Raw genomic sequence first — 16,938 nt, forward strand, 5'->3', positions numbered from 1 at the left:
GTTTACCATTCTGCGAATGCTCCGTCCGAGTGGCGCCAGACCGGCCCGCGCCACGCGTGGCCGCGCTTGTCCGCGGCGCGGACCACGGCCTCGTCGATTTCAATGCCGAGGCCGGGGCCGGTCAGACGTTCGATATGGCCGTCCACGAACTTCAGCGGGGACTTGTCCACCACGTAGTCCAGGACTTCGGCCCCCTTGTTGTAGTGGATTCCGATGCTTTGTTCCTGGATCAGGAAGTTGGGCGTCGCGAAGCCCACCTGCAGGCACGCTGCCAGGGCCAGCGGCCCCAGCGGGCAGTGCGGGGCCAGCTGCACGTCGTAGATTTCGGCGAGCGAGGCGATCTTGCGGACCTCGGTGATGCCGCCGGCGTGCGACAGGTCCGGCTGGGCCACGGCGATCCCGGCCTGCAGGGCCGGAAGGAACTCCTGCCGGCTGTAGAGCCGCTCACCGGTGGAAACCGGCGTCGTGGTCGAAGAGGTGAATTCGCGCAGCAGGTGCGTGTTTTCCGGGACCACGGGTTCCTCGAGGAAGAACGGCCGGTACGGTTCCAGCAGCGGCGCCACCCGGCGGGCGTTGGCCAGGCTGAAGCGGCCATGGAAGTCCACCGCGACGTCCCGGTGGTCCCCCAGCACTTCGCGGGCCGCGGCAACACGACGGACGACGCCGTCGATCTCGGCCACCGAGGCGACGGGGCTCATCCGGCCGCTGGCATTCATCTTGACGGCGGTCAGGCCCACTTCCAGCTGGGCGCTGATCTGGTCCGCCACCTCGTTGGGCTCGTCCCCGCCCACCCAGCCGTACATCCGGATCCTGTCGCGGACGTGGCCGCCCAGGAGCTGGTGCACCGGGGTGTTGAAGTGCTTGCCCGCGATATCCCACAGTGCCTGATCCAGCCCGGAGACTGCACTGGCCAGGATGGGTCCGCCGCGATAGAAGGAGCCCTTGGTCATGACCTGCCAGTGGTCTTCAATGCGGAGGGCGTCGTTGCCGATCAGCAGCTCCGAGAGCTGCTCGACGGCGGTGCGGACCGTTTCGCTGCGCCCCTCGCAGGTTGCCTCGCCCCAGCCGACAATCCCGCTCCCGGTCTCGATGCGGACAAACAGCCACCGTGGCGCGACGAGGAAGGTTTCAATTCTGCTGATGAGTGTCATGCCGGACCTAGCCCTTGGTAGCTCCGGCGGTCATGCCGGAGACGATGTACTTCTGCGTGAAGAGCGCAATGATCATGATGGGGATGGTCACCACTGTGGCGGCCGCCATCAGCCCGCCCCAGTCGATGCTGGCGTAGGAGACGAAGTCGAAGATGGCCACAGGAAGCGTCTTGGTCTTGGACCCGGAGAGCACCAGGGCGAACATGAAGTTGTTCCACGAGAAGATGAAGGACAGGATGCCGGCAGTGGCCATGCCTGCCACGGACAACGGCAGCGTAATGCGCTGGAACGCGCCGATGGGGGTCAGCCCGTCCACCTGGGCAGATTCTTCCAGTTCCAGTGGGAGCGAATCGAAGTAGCTCATCATGATGTAGACGATCAGCGGCAGGGCAACGAACATGTGGCTGAGGATCAGCACCTCGAACCCGCCAACCATTTTCAGGTTGGAGAACACGTAGTACCAGGGCACCAGCAGCGAAACACCCGGGATGACGCGGGCCATGAGCACCACCAGCGCCGAGCGGTGCATGGTGAACCGGCTCATGGCGTACGCGGCCGGGACGCCCAGCACCAGGGACAGTGCCGTGGAGACAAAGGCCACCCAGAAGCTGTTGAAGATGAAGACGAAGTAGTTGTTGCGCTGCAGCACGTTTGCGTAGTTCTCGAACGTAGGTCTGAAGATGAACGACTTGGCCGTGTCGTAGATGTCCACGTTCGTCTTCAGCGATGCCAACAGCATCCAGAACAGCGGCGCGACCAGGAACAGCACCACGGCGATGAGGGCGGCAACACGGAAAACCTTGTAGGCACGGGTTCCGAGGGGCTTCTTTGCGCGCCGGACCAGCAGGGGCTGCAGCTCGGATGTTTGGTTTTCGGTCAGGACGGTCATTTGCTTACCGCTTTCTTGCGCATGGTCAGCAGCCACATGGAGCCGATGATGATCATGAAGAACAGGATCAGCACCGCGGAGGACAGCCCGTACTGGTTGTAGTCGAAGCTCAGCCCGTAGGCGTAGACGTTAAGGGTCTCCACCTCGTGGAAGGACCCGCCGCCCTTGCCCTTGGTGGCGTACAGAATGTCGAAGGTCTTCAGGGCGTCGATGCCCCGGAGCAGGATGGCCACGATCACGGTGGGCATCATGAGCGGCAGAGTGATGAAGAAGAAGCGCTGGAACGCGTTGGCGCCGTCCATGCGGGCTGCTTCGTCGGGCTCCTCGGAGAGGGAGGTCAGGCCAGCGAGCAGGATCAGCACCACCATGGGGGTCCACTGCCACACGTCCATGAAGATGGTAGTGCCGAGCGCGGTGTCCTGGCCGGAGAGCCAGGGCTGTGCCGGGATGCCCACAGCGGCCAGCAACTGGTTCGCGAACCCGATGTTGGGGTCGAAGATCAGCCGCCACATCATACCGACGGCTACCGGGGTGGCCACGAGCGGCAGCAGGATGGCCACGCGGACCCACTTTTCACCGCGGAAGGGACGCCAGAGCAGCAGGGCGATGCCCATGCCGAGCGCAACTTCACAGACCAGGGCAACGCCGGTGAAGGTGAGTGTGCGGCCCACCGCAGGCCAGAAACGTTCGACGTCGGACAGGACCGTCATGTAGTTTTCCAGCCCGATGAACTCGGTGGCTGCGCGGACGGAGCCCTGCGAATCGGTGAGGCTCAGGTACAGCGTCCAGGCCAGCGGGAAGATGATCAGGACGCCTACGAAGGCCATCGCCGGGGCTGCGAAGAGCCATTTGCGGTGCCGGTTGGCCCAGTCAGAGAATTTGTCGCGGCCGCTGGGGGCACGCCCTGATTTCCGGGCTGCGCTGCGGGGAGAAGTCATTACAGACATGGTTCACCTAAGGAGTTGGGGGGTGAAGAGCGGCCTGGGCGGGACGGCAGCGTTACTGCCGTCCCACCGGGGCTTTTGGGTGCACCGGGCCTTATTGGCTGGGGCCCGGTGCACCGCGTGCGTTACTTCTTTTCGCTGTCCAGGAACTTCTGGAAGGCCTCATGGGCCGAGTCCGCCGCGGCAGAGGCGTCGGCGCCGGTGATGCTGGCGACGATCGGCTCGCCCACGATTTCGCGGGCCTTGCCGACCGTGACTACCTCGGGACGGTCGTGGCCAACACCGTTTTTGGCGCTAACGGCAATTGCTTCAGCAAGGTCCTTCGGGTACGTGGAAGTTCCCGCGGAGTCAGCCCAGACGGAGGCGCGGGGTCCCGGGACGCCGGCTTTCTGTGCGGCCAGGGTGCGTTCCTTGCTGGTGGCCCACTGGATGAATTTCCAGGCATTGTCCTGGTTGCCGGAAGCCTCGTTCACGGCCAGGCCCCACGACGGGATGTTGTACGGCTTGGAACCGGCGGGACCGGCGGGCAGTGCGGCGAACCCGACGGTGTCGGAAACTTTGGACTTGGCCGGATCGGTGGCGTTCTTGTAGAGCGAGTCTGCCTCGGTGTAGAAGGCGGCCTTGCCCTGCGTGAAGATTGCCATCGCCTCGGGCCAGCTCATGTCCGTGCTGACGTTGGCGGGGCCGTAGTTCCTGATCAGGCCGCCGTAGTAGGCGTAGGCCTCTTTGGCAGCGGCCGAGTTGACCGTGGACTTGCCGCTGGAATCGGTGAAGTCGCCGCCGAAGCTGTAGAGGAAGCTGGAGAACTGGGTGACGGCAGCGGACTTGCCGGTGCGGGCCACAAAGCCGGCGGTGTCCGGGTTGGCTTCCTTGATGGCCTTGGCGGCCGCTTCCAGCTCCTCCATGGTCTTGGGGACCTCAAGGCCAGCGGCCTTGAGCAGGTCCTTGCGGTAGTAAAGGACTTCGCGCTCGGTGATGATGGGGACGCCCACCACCTTGCCGTCAGCCGTGGTGGCCTTGACCGGGCCCTCCTGGTAGTCCTTCCAGTCCCAGCCGGAATCCGAGGAGACCTTGCTGGTCAGGTCCGCGAGGTAGCCGTTCTTCGCGAATGCTTTGCCTTCCTGGAGCGGGCGGTACATCATCACGTCGATCTCGTCGCTGCCTGCGTTGAGCTTGACGTTGTACTGGTCCGAGAGCTGGTCTTCGCCGAGCTGGGTCAGCTCCACCTTGAGCCCGGAGGACTTTTCAAATTCCGGGATGGCGGCCTTGATGCCTTCGGTCCACACGTGGTTTGCGAGGGTTACCCGGACGATGCCGGATTCCTTTGCGTCGCTGCTGCCGCTGCCGCCGCAGGCGGTCAGCCCCATTGAAAGTGCCGCGGCGACTGCCGCGTATTTCATTACTGAACGTCGCTTCATGACGACTCCCTTGGTTCGAGGCTGACGTCACTGTCCAGCCATCTACAAATGCATCTTTACATCTGCTCTGGAAGAGAGCATAGGCAAATAAGGCAGACTTAAACAACCCCTTTCAGCAACCAGTATGATTTATCTATGAAAACCCCAAAGGCGGAGTCCCCTACTGACCGGCATACTTCGTTGGTTCAGAGCCTGGGGCTCGCCATTGCAGAGGGGTTCCTTGCGCCGAATTCGGTAGTGCGGCTGGACGAGCTGGAGGCGCAGCACAAGGTGTCCCGCTCCGTGGTCCGGGAGGCCGCCCGGGTTCTGTCATCCAAAGGCATGCTGGCGTCCCGCAGGCGGTTTGGCACTGTTGTGCAGCCCGAAGAGGCCTGGAACCTTTACGATCCCCAGGTGATCCGCTGGCGGCTGGCCTCGTCCCGGCGGTTGGAACAGCTGCAGGCGCTGAACGAGCTTCGCGGCGCGATCGAACCGCAGGCCGCCCGGCTAGCGGCCGGACGGGCGTCCTGGGACGCCGGCAGCGATCTGGTCTCCCTGGCAGCTCGATTGTGGTCGGCCGGCCAGCGCGGCGACAGCGACGGTTTCCTCCGCCTGGACGTGGAATTCCATGCCGCCGTCCTCAAGGCATCCGGCAACGCCATGTTTGCCCAGTTCCAGACACTTGTGGCCGAGGTCCTCACCGGCCGGACGGAGCACGGGCTGATGCCCCACCTGCCGCATCACGAAGCGCTGCAGCTGCACGTTGACGTGGCCAGCGCCATCCAGCGGGGAGAAGCCGCCGCCGCGCATGCCGCCATGAGCAGGATCGTGGAACAGTTCGCCGAAGAAGTTGGCCATATCTGGTCCGAGCACCACCAGGGCGAGGCGCCCGACGCGCCCCGGCAGCAAACAACCCCTCAGCACACAACAGAGGCCGACGGCGCCCCCCAATTGCCGCCGTCGGCCTCCTCTTCCCTCGCGGACAGCTAGATCGAACCCGTGGTGAACTGCCATGTCCGGGTGGCCAGCTGGTTGCCTGCGAGGTCGCGGATGGACGCCCCGCCACCGGTGACTGTCACCGTGTATTTCGTCTTGGCCGTCAGGGCGTTCTGCGGGTCCAGAATCCATTGGTTGCTGGTTCCGTTGCGGTAGACGACGGCCGGGACCAGGGCCCCGGTGGCGGCGTTCTTCACCGTGAATGTGGCCGTGCTGACACCTTGGACCGGCTCGCTGAAGGTCACCGAAAGGTTGTTGTTCCGCCTGACCAGGATGGAGTTACTGCCCGGCGTGAAACCCGTGACCGTGGGCGCCGGGCCGGTGGTGAACGTCCAGCTCGTGGTGGCCAACGGCGTGCCCGCGGTGTCCCGGATAGCGGTGGTGCCGCCCACCAGCGTGGCCGTGTAGGTGACATCCGCGGCCAGGTTCGCGGACGGATCGAGGGTGGCCGTTGTGGTTGTGGCGTTATAGCTCACCGTTGCGGGGATGGCCGTGCCGGCGGCATTCCGGAGCACAAATGTTCCGGCACTGACCCCTTGGACCGCCTTGTTGAAGGTGGCCGTCACGTTGCTGCCCACGGGCACCGCCGTCGACTGTGCGCCGGGTGATTGTGCCGTGACAGTGGGGGCCGGCGCGGGCGCAGGTGCCGGCGCAGGTGCGGGTGCCGGTGCCGCAGCGGCCCCAACATACAGCAGGCGGTTCGGCGTGCCGGTTCCGGCGCCCGTGATGGTGCCGGCAGTGGCGTTCGACGTCAATGCAGACGCGACCTGGGCGGGCGTAAGCGCCGGGTTCTGGGACAGCAGCACCGCCGCCGCGCCGGCCGCATGGGGTGCCGCCATGGACGTGCCGGACATTGAGGCGGTTGCCGTAGTGGAAGTGTACGACGCTGAGACAATGCCGACGCCGGGTGCATACAGGTCCACGCAGGAACCGAAGTTGGAGAAGGAAGCCTGGCGGTCGGCGGAATCGCTGGCTGCCACCGTGACCGCAGCCGGGAGCCGCGCCGGCGAGCCCCCGCAGGCGTCCGCGGCGGAGTTTCCGGCGGCAACAACTGCAGTGACGCCGTCGGTAATGACACCCTGGAGCGCGGAATCCACGGCCGCGCTGGCCGCCCCGCCCAGGCTCATGTTCACCACGGCGGGCGTTCCTGCCGAGTGGTTGGCGGCGATCCAGTCCAGGCCGGCCACGACGTCGGAGTTGAAGCCGGATCCTGTGCAGTCCAGGACCCTGACGGGGACGATCGTCGCCGCCTTGGCCACGCCGTAGGTGGTTCCGGCCACCGTCCCGGCCACGTGGGTGCCGTGGCCGTTGCAGTCGCTGGTGCCGCGGCCATCGGCCACGGCCGTCCAGCCTGTTGCCACCCGGCCGGCAAACTCCGTGTGGGCGGCGAGCACGCCCGTGTCCACCACATATGCGCTGACTCCGGCGCCGGCTGCGGTCCAGGAGTAGGAACCCGAGAGCGGCAGTGCCCGCTGGTCCACACGGTCCAACCCCCATGGCGCGGGCTGCTGCGTCGCAGAAACGGTGATGGGCGCATCAACTTCAACTGAAGCGACGCGCGCCGAGCGGGCTAACGCCGCGGCTTGCGCAGGCGTCGCGGTGACCACGGCGCCTCGCAGGGCGTGCGAAAAGGAGCGCCCGACGCCGATGCCCTGCGTTTTCAGGCGTGCCACCTCCGCGGCGACGTCCGTTTCCGCGGCGTAGCGGACCAGGTAGCGGACGCTTGCGGCGGTGCCGGCGGGGGCAGGGGCCGGCTCAACGGCCCCTGCGGGAAGGCCCGTGGCAGACAGTGTCACGGCAGAAATCAGCAGGGCGGCAGCGGGCAGCACAAAACGGAGGGTGCGCATGGTGGGGTCCTAGCGTGGCGGTCTGGATTGATGTTGGCGGCAACAAATCCCCGCCTATCACCAGATTAGGAGCCCGGCACACACCGATGCGGCGAATTGAGCCGATCCTGCGCCAACCCTTCGGCACCTGCGGAATTCTTGAGGAACCCGTCTTCCTCAGGGGCGTGATTTTTCAGTCTTCCCCGCTTCAGTCCTCCGTGGGCGTGGTCCTGTTGGAGTGGTAGGTCCGCCACGTATGTTCAGGCTCGAAGCCCAGCAGGCGCCGGGCCTTGTCGATCGAGAGCATGGTCTCGTGTTCGCCCAACTCCCTGGTCACCGTGACGTCGGGGAACACCTCCGCGGCAAGGCTGGCGCTGGAACGCGTCATCACGGTGTCCGCGTTCGCGACGATGAAAGCCTCGAATCCAGGCTGCCCGTTTTCCAGCGCACGCGCCACAGCCTGCGCGCCGTCGCGCCCGTCAATATAGCCCCAGAGGTTCCACTTGCGCAGCGCGGCGTCGGCATCGAACGACGGGAACCGTTCATAGTCCTCAGGATCCATCACGTTCGAGAACCGCAGGCCCGTAATACTCAACTCCGGATCCCAGCGCGTCAGCTGGATCGCCATCTGCTCCTCAAGGTGCTTCACCAGGGAGTACGTGCTTTCGGGCCGGGCCGGATAATCCTCATCCACCGGAATGTAAGGCGGATCGACGTCAAACGGCAGTCCCAGCACCGTCTCGCTGGAGGCATAAACCACCTTCTTGATCCCGGCCCGCCGGCACGCCTGGAAGACGTTGTACGTGGAGAGCATGTTGTTCTCGAACGTGGCGGCATCCGGAATGATGCCGGGCGCCGGAACAGCACCGAGATGGACGACCGCGTCAAACCCCGAGTGCCGGTCGTCGAGACCCAGAAACACGTCAAGGACCTCGCCATAGTTGCGCAGATCCACGATCGCCAACCCGTGGTCCCGCTCCCCCGCACGATCAAGGTTCAACACCTGGTGGCCATCGCCGGTCAGCCTGCGGACCACATGCCGCCCCAATTTTCCGCTTCCGCCGGTCACTGCAATTCTCATGGGGTTACCCGGGCGGCCAGGAACTTTTCGAGGGCGGCAATGGCACGAGTGGTGATGTCGCCCGGGTCACCGCTGCCGTCCACCGAAACCACCATTCCCCGGCCGGCGTAGACCGCCACGACCTCGTGGGTTTCGCGATTGTAGAGGTCCAGCCGGTGCCGGAACACCTCGATGGTGTCGTCCTTCCGGCCCTGTTCCTTGGCCCGCTGAAGCATCCGTTGCTCAAGTTCGGAATCCGGTGCGCGGAGTTCCACCACGGCGTCGAGGCGGTGGCCCTGGGAAGCCAGTATGTTGTCCAGTTCCATGACCTGGGGAGCTGTCCGGGGGTAGCCGTCCAACAGGAAACCGGGTTGCAGATCGGCGTCGAGAAGCCGGTCCTTGACCAGGGCGTTGGTGAGCTGGTCCGGGACAAAAGCACCGTCGTCGAGATATTTGGCGGCCTCCACACCCAGCTGCGTCTCCTGGCTGACATTGGTTCGGAAAATCTCGCCCGTGGATACCGTCGGGATGCTGAAGTGCCTGGCGATGTGCTCCGCCTGCGTGCCTTTGCCCGAGCCGGGCGGCCCGATGATGAGCATTCTGGTCATGTTCTTGTCCCTCCGCGGCGTCCTTGCCGGCTGGTCCTGGGTCCATCGTCGGCAGCGCCAACGTGAGCTTCATTCTGCCCACAAGTCGCAGCACAACGCCAGCCTCCGGGAAGGGATCCGGAGGCTGGCGTTGTAGTGCAGAGAGGCTTAGAACCTCGAGGTGGACGTTGAAGCGGGCGAAACGCCTACGGCTTGGTTACCCGAGTTATCGGTCACGCCGGCCGGCGGCGCCACCGTGGGGGAAGACGTTGCCACCCCGGTACTGGCGGATCCGCTACGGGCGCCCAAAGTGATGGTCAGTGTTTGCGTGTCACTATTCCAGGCTACCTTTGACGCGTTGCCACCGCTTCCGCTCCCGGTGAAGGTCAGGGATCCAGAGCTCACATAATTGGCACTAAGTGTCACGGGGCCGATGTTTGGCGTACAAGCTGCTCCGGCAGTGGTGACCGTGAGAATGTTCGTGCTACTAATGGTCACCGTGACCACGTTATTGCCGGCTATGTCCGGGGGCTGCACGCCATTGACCCATGAGCTGCAGATGGACGCGCTGTTGATGTCAGCGGAGTACTTAATGCTGACAGTGTCCCCCTTTTCGGCGGTTCCTGCGGTGTTTCCGGTGGCATTGTTCAAGGAGACCACTGCGGTAGGTGCCACCGTGTCCTTGGCCGACGTGGCCGTTGTCGCAGCGCTGGCGCTGCCGGCCGCATTGGTGGCCACCGCCGTGTAGGTGATAGTGCCGTCCTTGAACGCTGAGAGATTGAAGTTCGTGCTTTGGACGGAGCCGTTTGCAGTCAGCGTTTGGGTGGCCGTCTGTTGCTGCGTCCCGGCAGGCGGGGTGTCGGTAACTGTAATTGTTACCGAAGATCCAGACTCGGCGGTAACGCTGACTGGGACACCGGCAGCGTTACCGATGTTGACGATGGCGGGAACACTTAGCGTTGGTGCCGCTGGCGGAGTGGCGGCCGCGATGGTTACTCCTATGCTGCGTGCGCTTTCCGGTCCCGCCCAGGATCCGAGGACCGGGGTGACGGTGTAATACCAGGTACCGCTCGGCAATGCAGCCTCGCTGCAGGTCCGCGCTGTGACAGTCCCCGAGCAGCCTCCCCCGGCGGCAACTTTGGTGCCCCCGGTCGCTGACGAGTACCGGGCAACGGTGTAGCTGGAGACCTGCCTGCCCGCCGCCGTCGCGCCTTGCGCCCAACTGACGGTGGCGGCACCTGCCGAAGCGGACGCCGTCGGAGCCACCACGGCGAGGATGGAATCAGCTTTGGCCCTGCCGTCATTGCTGCTGAGGGTCTGCCAGTAGGCGCTGGCAGCCGGGCCGCCCCACGAGATGACGAGGGCAGCCGCGACGATCCCGGCCACGCGGACCTGCCTGCGCGGCCGCGGGGTCTGGATGGGGCGGGTCATTTCCGTGCCTCCAAAGTGACGGGCAAACTGAACGTGGCGCCCTGGCAGCCTGACAGCGATGCAGTAGACATGGTGGCGGCGCCCGGCAGTGTGATCAGCACCGACGAGTTCGCGGGAATAGTGATTATTGGGGCCAACGGAGCGGCAGGTTCAGCGAACGTCACTCCGGTGCCGGGGGTGGTGCAGCCGGGGTGGTTGGTGTCCGCCGTCGCGGCCCCATTGCCGCGGATGGCATAGACACGCACCGCGTGGCCGTTGGGGTTGTACGCCCGGACAGCAACATCCGCGGTGCCGCCCGGGACGAGGGTGGTCTGCGGGGTGTCTCCCGCAACAAGGGCTTCTACGGTCACGGTTGCCATGGTGCCGTTGGTGGCGGCTCCCGATCCGGCACCCACTGTGACCCAGTAGGCATAGGCTCCGCCCACACCGGTGACTAGGCAGAGTGTGACGGTTGCTGCCGCAGTCCTGGCAACCAACCGCGCGGAGGTCTTTCCTGGCGTCCGTGTCATCTCAGTTCCCCTCTCCTGCTCCGGAGTAGGAGAGCTGGAGCGTTGCACCCTTGCAGCCGTCCTGGTTCGAGGTAGTGTCCAGCATGGCGATTTTGGGCCAGAGTGCCGGCGGTATACCCAGCGATTGGAGCGAGCTGGACCCCTCGGGGACCGCGAGCGGGAAGGGGCCGCTGTAGTTGGTCACCACGTAGTCGTCCTTGGTGCAGGGAAGCGCCGCCGCCACTGCAGACTGAATCCGGGTGACACCTGTGATGGAGACCGACAGGCTGTTCAACGCCAGGGACTTGTTGTTCGGATTGGCAAAGGCAAGATTGAGCGGAACTCTTGCTCCCGGAGTGAGCTGCGCGCCCAGGTTCCCGGAGATGCTGAAGGTCTTTTTGGACGATTGGACGTAGAGCTGGACCACAACGGCGGCAGCTTGGCTTGCCCCGGCCGCTGTGGCGATCGTCAGGTCTGCTTTGCCGTCCGGAGTGGAGGCCGAGGTCGCCACCGTCAGCGTGACCGTGGCCGTTTTGCCCGAGGTGAGCGAGACGGACGAGGGTGCGAAGGCCGCAGACGTGCTGGCTGGCAAACCCGAGACCGAGGGAGTGACGCTGCCGCTGAACCCGTTCGTGGACGTCAGGGACACTGAATAGTTGACCGGGTCGCCCCGGTCAATCGTCCGGCTGGAGGGGTTTACCTGGATGGTGACGCCCGTCTTATTTCCCTGGCTCCCGCCCTGGCTGGCCGCGAAGATGGTGCCCGCAGAAACAAGCATCACCACAAGACCCACCAGCAGCACCTTCGCTGCAGTGGTGGTTCTTCGCATGACTGTGCGGAAGTACCCAGAATCATTCTGCACGTTCAGCCCTTCTGGCCTGTTCTGCATTGAGTGGGAGGAGGTGGAATTCGCCAGCGGGGAGGTTCTGCTCCTCCCCGCCGGCGAAGACTGTTAGACGCTGCCGACAGTGATGGTGACGATGGCGCCCTTGCAGGCGCCCTGGTCGGCCGTTGCGCTGTCATTGAACGTCAGGGTTCCGCTGCCCACAGAGGTTCCGCTTGCGCCGGCGGCGACCGTGGTGCTGCTGGTCACGGCAGTGACTCCGAACCACGATGCCAGGCAGTTTGCCGGATCGCTCGTGGACACCGTGGCCGTCAAGGCACCCACCTTGGTGCTGCTGGTTGTTCCATTGTCAGCCGTGTATGCCACCGGGACGCTATTTCCCGGCGCAAGTCCGTCTGCGAATGTCGCGTGCAGGGTCACGGTGCCGCCGCCTGTCGAGTTGGTCGCGGTACCCGCACCTGAGCCGGTGGTGGTCCAGTAGGCGTAGGCAGCGCCGCCGCCGCCTGCCACCAGTGCCAGTGCACCGGCTGCTGCGAGGACCCGATTCTTCTTTGTCATTTTGCGCATGGTAGAGACTCCTTTGGCTGGGGGTAGAAACAGATGCTGAGACGCACAGCCATCGGGAACCACTAAGGCACCTTGCTTCCGGCTGATCGATGACGCCCATACTTCCCGGCCTCGGTGGTCCCAACAACACGTAGGAGTACTGAACTTTTGCGGACCTCCCCCGAAACGACCTCTTAGATCAGGGGCCTGGTACTCAGTTTTCGCCGCCAAGGCGGGACGTTTCAAGCCCGGATGCCACGCTGCCGGACCCGCGTGCGGTACCGCCCGCACGGCAACCGGTAGTACATGAATCCTCCACAGCCTGGCCCGCCATATGGCGCCCCCAAGGCTCTGACCTGTATATACTTCTGGTTATCGGTTTAGCAGCAGGCCGTTGGACAGTTCGTCGATCCAGCGACCGTCGCCACCGTTTGCCACGACGGCAGGTAGAGCGGGAGTTGCCGGCTCGTTTTGACCTGAGCGAATGGCATTAAGAACCGTGGCCAGCGAGTCAACAGCAAAATCAGCTACATCAATCACCGAGCACCTGCACGAAGAACTCCTCAACAGCTCCGACGTAGAGGAGTTCCTGGATGAGCTCGCCCGGGTGACGGCCCGCAACCTTTCCGAACCCGGCGACGAAGTGCTGTGCGGCATCACTCTTCTGCGCCCGCGCAAGTCGGCCACCATCGCCAGCAGCGGCACCGCTGCCCGCGCTATCAGCCAGATTGAATACCAGTCCGAGCAGAGCCCAGGCATGGCTGCCTCGCTGGAGCAGGTGACGGTGGGCGTTCCCGATGTCAAAGACGAATCACGCTGGCCCGAATACTGCGAGGCCGTCCTCGCCCAAGGCATCCGTTCAGTGCTCGCCATCCCGTTCCGGCTGGAGGGGGAAACCAAAGCCACGCTCCTCCTCTACTCCCACCGGACCTCCCGCTTCGAAGGCGGCGTGCTGAAGGCTGCGGAGGACTTCGTCCGCCAGACGTCGCTGGCCCTGCGGCTTGCGGTGCGTTTCGCGCATTACAGCGAGACGGCGGCGCACCTGCGTGCCACCCTCGAATCACGCACGGTGATCGACATGGCGGTGGGCATCATCATGGCCCAGAACCGGTGCAGCCAGCAGGAGGCTTTTGAACTGCTCAGAGCGGCGTCCAGCACCCGCAATTCCAAGCTGCATACCGTCGCGGCGGCCGTGGTGAATGCACTTGGCCAAGGGCCGGCCCAGACGCACTACGACGGCTGAGTTCCGCCCCGCAACCGGCTGCCAGCGACGTAACCGCCGAGATGACCCTAGGACGGTTGCGGAAAGCGTCGCTTTGACGGTTTTACAGCCCCACCAGCCCGTACACTGGTGGACAAGCTGGCTGAGGGGCTTCATGGAAACAAAACGCATCTGCCTTGTCATCGAGGACAACGATGACATCCGCGGTCTGATCACGGTGGTCATGACCCGCGCAGGCTTTTCCGTACGTTCGGTCGCCAACGGCGCCGAAGGAATTGCCGCGGCCGCTGAACCATCGGTCGCTCTGATCACCCTTGACCTTGGCCTGCCGGACATGGACGGGCACGTCGTAGCCCGGGCAATCCGGGCCTTAAGCACCGCTCCCATGCTGTTCCTCACCGCGCGGTCCGAGGAAGACGACATACTGGCCGGAATGGCCTCCGGCGCTGCCGCCTACCTAACCAAGCCGTTCCACCCCAAAGAACTGCAGGAGCTCGCGCTGCGGCTCTGCCCGGCAAACGTCCCCGCCCGCCCGGAAACCACGCCACAACGGCAGCTTTAGGCGGCCCTTTCTCGCCTGCCCACCCTTTTTCCACTGGCTTGGCCACCAACAGACGCAACCTACGCAGTCAGGGACACCACCCAGGCCATGGTGAGCGCCTGCGGAATGCCCAGCCGAAGTCCCAGCCCCTCTGCGCGAATTCGACGCCTGCCGCCGCACCTGATGTCCGCCGGGAGAATCATTGTCTGGATCTGGGCCGCGGCCACCACCCCGGGACGTTACGCCGGTAGTCAAGGTTTTATCCTGTGGTGCCCGTCTTCTCGGCGTAGAAGGTGGCCTGTTCGCGCACCTGGTCCACGTAGGAGTCGGACTGGTTGTAGGAGTAGATGGCCTCAGCCCATCCGTTCGCGGCGGCGAGGTCGCGGCCGCGGTCGCATAAGTAACCGGCCGCGCTGAGGGCGGCATCGTCGATGTTGAAAGGATCCGCTTCGCCGTCACCGTTCCCGTCCCGTCCCGCTAGCTCCCAGGTGGACGGAATGAACTGCATGGGTCCGACGGCGCGGTCCCATCGAGCGTCGCCATCCAGGACGCCGGCGTCGGTATCAGCAATGGCGGCAAATCCGTTGCCGTCCAGGCTCGGGCCGACCATTGGCCCGCTCGCCTGCCCCGCGGCATTCAGTTTTCCGCCGCCGTATTCTCCGTGGTGGGATTCGACGAAGCCGACTGCCGCCACCGTATTCCAGCCGATCCCACACCCCGGAGCGAAATGATTGGCCGCGCTGGCCGCACCCACGTAAGCCCGAAGCGCACGGGCTGGTATTCCCGTTTGCGCGGCAGCCTGGATGAGCCACTCTGCGTCAGCGTTCCGGGTGATATTGACGGCAGTGGTAAGGCCGGTGGAGGACGTTTCGAGTTTCGCCTCAGCCCGTGGCGGAGGGGGAAGTACCCCGCGGGAGTCCACACCCGACTGTCCGAGTGCCCAGAATGCCACCGCGGTAATGACGCAGATCGCGAACACGCAGAAAACCGCAAGGCGTTTAAGTCGGAGCACGGACTTGATCCTATCTACCGAAGTCCGCCAGCAGGAACGGCGGCTCTATTACTCACGGGAAACAGCAGCCGGGCGCCCAGCCGGCACTCATATACCGGCCTAGGTTCCGCTGCGGGAAGCGGCCCGGGACGTGGCCTCTTCGGCGTCCTGTCCATCATCCGGCTCCGTTCCACCGAGCTGGCCCAGAACGAGGTGGCCTGCTACTTCTCGGCTCTGGAGCTGGGCCTGATCCTGCTGGTGATGTTCGTTGGCGACCACCCCCGCGTCCTGCCCGCCCACCGGCACCAGACCGTTATCCTGAACCGGGCCCTGGCAGAGGACGGCGAACTGTACGCACGGCTCGAGGAAGCCCTGCATGGCCAGGTCCACTCCGCGACAGTCCAGGAACTTGACCTGGTCAACGACAAAACCATCGTCGACGTCCGCTACGCCTACACCCCCCGCATCCACCGGCCGGCAGCTCAGGCCACCATCTCAGCCATCACGACGGCGGCACGCCGCACGCTGAGCCGGCACCTTCCCTGCATCATGCCGTAGTTCCCTCCGCGCCAGTAGCCGCCCCCATAGCGACGCCCTACGCAGAACTGAACACGGAAGCCGCGCTCCAGACCAGGGTGGACCGCAAGTACGTTGTCCCCGAGGACCTATCGTGGGCACCGTGACGGCGGGTGAGTACACCGCGGCCCAGGGCCCGGGCGGCGGCGGCTTCGGCGCCCGCCCCTGACCCCTACCAAAAGGCCCGTTACCAACGAAAAGGTAACGGGCGTCTTGGGTCCTGTGAGCTTTCCGGATATCGGCGCATACTTGAACACACAAACAGCCACGGCCTTGGGAGGACACCATGAAGTTTCTCGGAGCACTGATTGTCATCTGGCTGATCATCGGAGGAATCGCTGCCTGGCAGCGCGGCTACTTCGGCGGGGCTCCGGGGTCCTGCGCCCAAGCGGGAACGGTGGCCGTGACCATCGTCGCCGGGCCGTTGAACTATATGGGCGTCAACCCGCAGATCGCGTGCGAACTGCCCCAACCCTCCCAGTAGCCACATCCTTGGTGCCGCGGCCGGCGGTCCCTAGTGTAGGGAATGCCGGGCGCCTGCTTTTGCTTGCGCCCGAAACTGATCCCGAAGCTTCGAAAGGACCGCCGAGATGGCATTCGTCACCGTTGGAACCGAGAACAGCACCGATACCGAGCTCTACTACGAAGACCACGGGAGCGGCCAGCCCGTTGTCCTGATCCATGGCTACCCGCTGGACGGATCCTCCTGGGAAAAGCAGACCACCGCCCTTTTGGCGGCAGGATACCGCGTGATCACGTACGACCGCCGCGGCTTCGGCAAGTCAACCAAAGCCACCAGCGGCTACGACTATGACACGTTCGCCGCCGACCTCAATACGCTCCTGAACCGTCTGGAACTCAACAACGCCGTGCTGGTGGGATTCTCCATGGGCACCGGTGAAGTTGCCCGCTACCTGAGCACGTACGGTTCGGCCCGGGTGGCCCGCGCAGCCTTCCTTGGATCGCTGGAGCCGTTCCTCCTTAAAACAGACGACAACCCGGACGGCGTTCCCCAGGAAGTCTTCGACGGTCTCACCGAAGCGGTCACATCGGACCGGTATGCGTTCTTCACGGAATTCTTCAAAAACTTCTACAACACCGACACGTTCCTGGGCACCCCGCGGCTCAGCCAGGAAGTCCTGGACGCCAGCTGGAGAATCGCCGCCGGTGCAGGCGCCACCGCATCAGTGGCCGCGCAGCCCCCATGGCTGACCGACTTCCGCGGGGACATCCCCAGGATTGATGTCCCCGCGCTGATTGTCCACGGGACGGCGGACAACATCCTGCCCATCGATGCCACCGGCCGCCGGTTTGCCAAGGCCCTGCCCAGCGCCCACTACGTGGAGATCGACGGCGCCCCGCACGGCCTGCTGTGGACGCACGCCGCGGAAGTCAACGAAGCCCTGCTCGCCTTCCTGAAAAAGCAGGCCGGATAACAAAAGAGTGGAG

19 protein-coding genes are annotated in these 16,938 nt (G+C 64.7%); 6 read left to right on the forward strand and 13 right to left on the reverse strand.

All coding sequences use genetic code 11. The features are described from left to right. Window positions 1-2: 2 nt before the first annotated feature. From dgoD to FYJ92_RS16130, 4 genes are all read right to left on the reverse strand, one after another. A complete protein-coding gene (dgoD, locus tag FYJ92_RS16115; protein WP_185261592.1) occupies window positions 3-1,151 on the reverse strand; it encodes a galactonate dehydratase in 1,149 nt (382 codons plus the stop codon). A gap of 7 nt (window positions 1,152-1,158) precedes the next feature. After that, entirely contained in the window at window positions 1,159-2,040 is an 882-nt protein-coding gene (locus FYJ92_RS16120; RefSeq protein ID WP_185261593.1) for a carbohydrate ABC transporter permease, read from the reverse strand. Next, window positions 2,037-2,978, reverse strand: a complete 942-nt coding sequence (locus tag FYJ92_RS16125) for a carbohydrate ABC transporter permease (protein WP_185261594.1) — start codon at window positions 2,976-2,978, stop codon at window positions 2,037-2,039. Before FYJ92_RS16125 ends, FYJ92_RS16120 begins: the two co-directional genes overlap by 4 nt. A gap of 131 nt (window positions 2,979-3,109) precedes the next feature. Beyond that, window positions 3,110-4,402: an ABC transporter substrate-binding protein gene (locus FYJ92_RS16130; RefSeq protein ID WP_185261595.1), complete on the reverse strand. Its 1,293-nt coding sequence runs from the start codon at window positions 4,400-4,402 to the stop codon at window positions 3,110-3,112. 135 nt (window positions 4,403-4,537) lie between these two features. Here FYJ92_RS16130 and FYJ92_RS16135 point away from each other — a divergent pair, with 135 nt between their 5' ends. Then, window positions 4,538-5,371: a FadR/GntR family transcriptional regulator gene (locus FYJ92_RS16135; RefSeq protein ID WP_185261596.1), complete on the forward strand. Its 834-nt coding sequence runs from the start codon at window positions 4,538-4,540 to the stop codon at window positions 5,369-5,371. Here FYJ92_RS16135 and FYJ92_RS16140 read toward each other — a convergent pair. The 7 genes from FYJ92_RS16140 to FYJ92_RS16170 form a co-directional block, all read right to left on the reverse strand. After that, window positions 5,368-7,224, reverse strand: a complete 1,857-nt coding sequence (locus FYJ92_RS16140; protein ID WP_255482165.1) for a S8 family serine peptidase — start codon at window positions 7,222-7,224, stop codon at window positions 5,368-5,370. The two genes, FYJ92_RS16135 and FYJ92_RS16140, sit on opposite strands and share 4 nt — an antisense overlap. A gap of 187 nt (window positions 7,225-7,411) precedes the next feature. Continuing rightward, window positions 7,412-8,284, reverse strand: coding sequence for an NAD(P)-dependent oxidoreductase (locus FYJ92_RS16145; protein ID WP_185261597.1), 873 nt, complete (start codon window positions 8,282-8,284; stop codon window positions 7,412-7,414). Continuing rightward, window positions 8,281-8,871, reverse strand: a complete 591-nt coding sequence (locus FYJ92_RS16150; protein WP_185261598.1) for an adenylate kinase — start codon at window positions 8,869-8,871, stop codon at window positions 8,281-8,283. The genes FYJ92_RS16145 and FYJ92_RS16150 overlap by 4 nt, the downstream gene beginning before the upstream one ends. Window positions 8,872-9,018: 147 nt before the next feature. Then, the gene (locus FYJ92_RS16155; RefSeq protein ID WP_185261599.1) at window positions 9,019-10,281 is read right to left on the reverse strand and encodes a hypothetical protein; all 1,263 of its coding nucleotides are present in this window, start codon (window positions 10,279-10,281) and stop codon (window positions 9,019-9,021) included. Further along, window positions 10,278-10,790: a hypothetical protein gene (locus tag FYJ92_RS16160; RefSeq protein WP_185261600.1), complete on the reverse strand. Its 513-nt coding sequence runs from the start codon at window positions 10,788-10,790 to the stop codon at window positions 10,278-10,280. Before FYJ92_RS16160 ends, FYJ92_RS16155 begins: the two co-directional genes overlap by 4 nt. A gap of 1 nt (window position 10,791) precedes the next feature. Then, complete coding sequence (locus FYJ92_RS16165; protein WP_255482166.1) at window positions 10,792-11,631, reverse strand: hypothetical protein; 840 nt, start codon at window positions 11,629-11,631, stop codon at window positions 10,792-10,794. A gap of 90 nt (window positions 11,632-11,721) precedes the next feature. Next, window positions 11,722-12,180, reverse strand: coding sequence for a hypothetical protein (locus tag FYJ92_RS16170; protein ID WP_185261601.1), 459 nt, complete (start codon window positions 12,178-12,180; stop codon window positions 11,722-11,724). Between the two features lie 478 nt (window positions 12,181-12,658). On the opposite strand from FYJ92_RS16170, the gene FYJ92_RS16175 reads away from it, so the two are divergent. Both FYJ92_RS16175 and FYJ92_RS16180 read left to right on the forward strand, forming a co-directional pair. Further along, window positions 12,659-13,402, forward strand: a complete 744-nt coding sequence (locus FYJ92_RS16175) for a GAF and ANTAR domain-containing protein (protein WP_185263846.1) — start codon at window positions 12,659-12,661, stop codon at window positions 13,400-13,402. A 133-nt stretch (window positions 13,403-13,535) separates the two neighbouring features. Beyond that, window positions 13,536-13,943: a response regulator transcription factor gene (locus FYJ92_RS16180; protein WP_185261602.1), complete on the forward strand. Its 408-nt coding sequence runs from the start codon at window positions 13,536-13,538 to the stop codon at window positions 13,941-13,943. Between the two features lie 59 nt (window positions 13,944-14,002). On the opposite strand, the gene FYJ92_RS16185 is transcribed toward FYJ92_RS16180, so the two are convergent. Further along, the gene (locus FYJ92_RS16185) at window positions 14,003-14,152 is read right to left on the reverse strand and encodes a hypothetical protein (protein WP_185261603.1); all 150 of its coding nucleotides are present in this window, start codon (window positions 14,150-14,152) and stop codon (window positions 14,003-14,005) included. Window positions 14,153-14,181: 29 nt separating this feature from the next. Continuing rightward, entirely contained in the window at window positions 14,182-14,934 is a 753-nt protein-coding gene (locus FYJ92_RS16190; protein WP_185261604.1) for a lytic transglycosylase domain-containing protein, read from the reverse strand. A 156-nt stretch (window positions 14,935-15,090) separates the two neighbouring features. Here FYJ92_RS16190 and FYJ92_RS16195 point away from each other — a divergent pair, with 156 nt between their 5' ends. From FYJ92_RS16195 to FYJ92_RS16205, 3 genes are all read left to right on the forward strand, one after another. Next, window positions 15,091-15,471 (forward strand): DUF4956 domain-containing protein, encoded by a 381-nt coding sequence (locus tag FYJ92_RS16195; RefSeq protein WP_370526275.1) that lies wholly within the window; start codon window positions 15,091-15,093, stop codon window positions 15,469-15,471. Window positions 15,472-15,775: 304 nt separating this feature from the next. Beyond that, a complete protein-coding gene (locus FYJ92_RS16200) occupies window positions 15,776-15,973 on the forward strand; it encodes a hypothetical protein (RefSeq protein ID WP_185261605.1) in 198 nt (65 codons plus the stop codon). Window positions 15,974-16,079: 106 nt separating this feature from the next. After that, window positions 16,080-16,925 carry an alpha/beta fold hydrolase gene (locus FYJ92_RS16205; protein ID WP_185261606.1) on the forward strand — a complete coding sequence of 282 codons (846 nt, stop codon included), beginning with the start codon at window positions 16,080-16,082 and terminating at the stop codon, window positions 16,923-16,925. Window positions 16,926-16,938: the final 13 nt, after the last annotated feature.

The sequence above is a fragment of the Pseudarthrobacter sp. NBSH8 genome (genome assembly GCF_014217545.1).
Lineage (GTDB): Bacteria > Actinomycetota > Actinomycetes > Actinomycetales > Micrococcaceae > Arthrobacter.

What these genes read in the sequence shown, in the direction of transcription:
- dgoD (WP_185261592.1), bottom strand. Translation starts at nt 1,151, where the DNA reads ATGACACTCATCAGCAGAATTGAAACCTTCCTCGTCGCGCCACGGTGG.
- FYJ92_RS16120 (WP_185261593.1), bottom strand. Translation starts at nt 2,040, where the DNA reads ATGACCGTCCTGACCGAAAACCAAACATCCGAGCTGCAGCCCCTGCTG.
- FYJ92_RS16125 (WP_185261594.1), bottom strand. Translation starts at nt 2,978, where the DNA reads ATGACTTCTCCCCGCAGCGCAGCCCGGAAATCAGGGCGTGCCCCCAGC.
- FYJ92_RS16130 (WP_185261595.1), bottom strand. Translation starts at nt 4,402, where the DNA reads ATGAAGCGACGTTCAGTAATGAAATACGCGGCAGTCGCCGCGGCACTT.
- FYJ92_RS16135 (WP_185261596.1), top strand. Translation starts at nt 4,538, where the DNA reads ATGAAAACCCCAAAGGCGGAGTCCCCTACTGACCGGCATACTTCGTTG.
- FYJ92_RS16140 (WP_255482165.1), bottom strand. Translation starts at nt 7,224, where the DNA reads ATGCGCACCCTCCGTTTTGTGCTGCCCGCTGCCGCCCTGCTGATTTCT.
- FYJ92_RS16145 (WP_185261597.1), bottom strand. Translation starts at nt 8,284, where the DNA reads ATGAGAATTGCAGTGACCGGCGGAAGCGGAAAATTGGGGCGGCATGTG.
- FYJ92_RS16150 (WP_185261598.1), bottom strand. Translation starts at nt 8,871, where the DNA reads ATGACCAGAATGCTCATCATCGGGCCGCCCGGCTCGGGCAAAGGCACG.
- FYJ92_RS16155 (WP_185261599.1), bottom strand. Translation starts at nt 10,281, where the DNA reads ATGACCCGCCCCATCCAGACCCCGCGGCCGCGCAGGCAGGTCCGCGTG.
- FYJ92_RS16160 (WP_185261600.1), bottom strand. Translation starts at nt 10,790, where the DNA reads ATGACACGGACGCCAGGAAAGACCTCCGCGCGGTTGGTTGCCAGGACT.
- FYJ92_RS16170 (WP_185261601.1), bottom strand. Translation starts at nt 12,180, where the DNA reads ATGCGCAAAATGACAAAGAAGAATCGGGTCCTCGCAGCAGCCGGTGCA.
- FYJ92_RS16180 (WP_185261602.1), top strand. Translation starts at nt 13,536, where the DNA reads ATGGAAACAAAACGCATCTGCCTTGTCATCGAGGACAACGATGACATC.
- FYJ92_RS16200 (WP_185261605.1), top strand. Translation starts at nt 15,776, where the DNA reads ATGAAGTTTCTCGGAGCACTGATTGTCATCTGGCTGATCATCGGAGGA.
- FYJ92_RS16205 (WP_185261606.1), top strand. Translation starts at nt 16,080, where the DNA reads ATGGCATTCGTCACCGTTGGAACCGAGAACAGCACCGATACCGAGCTC.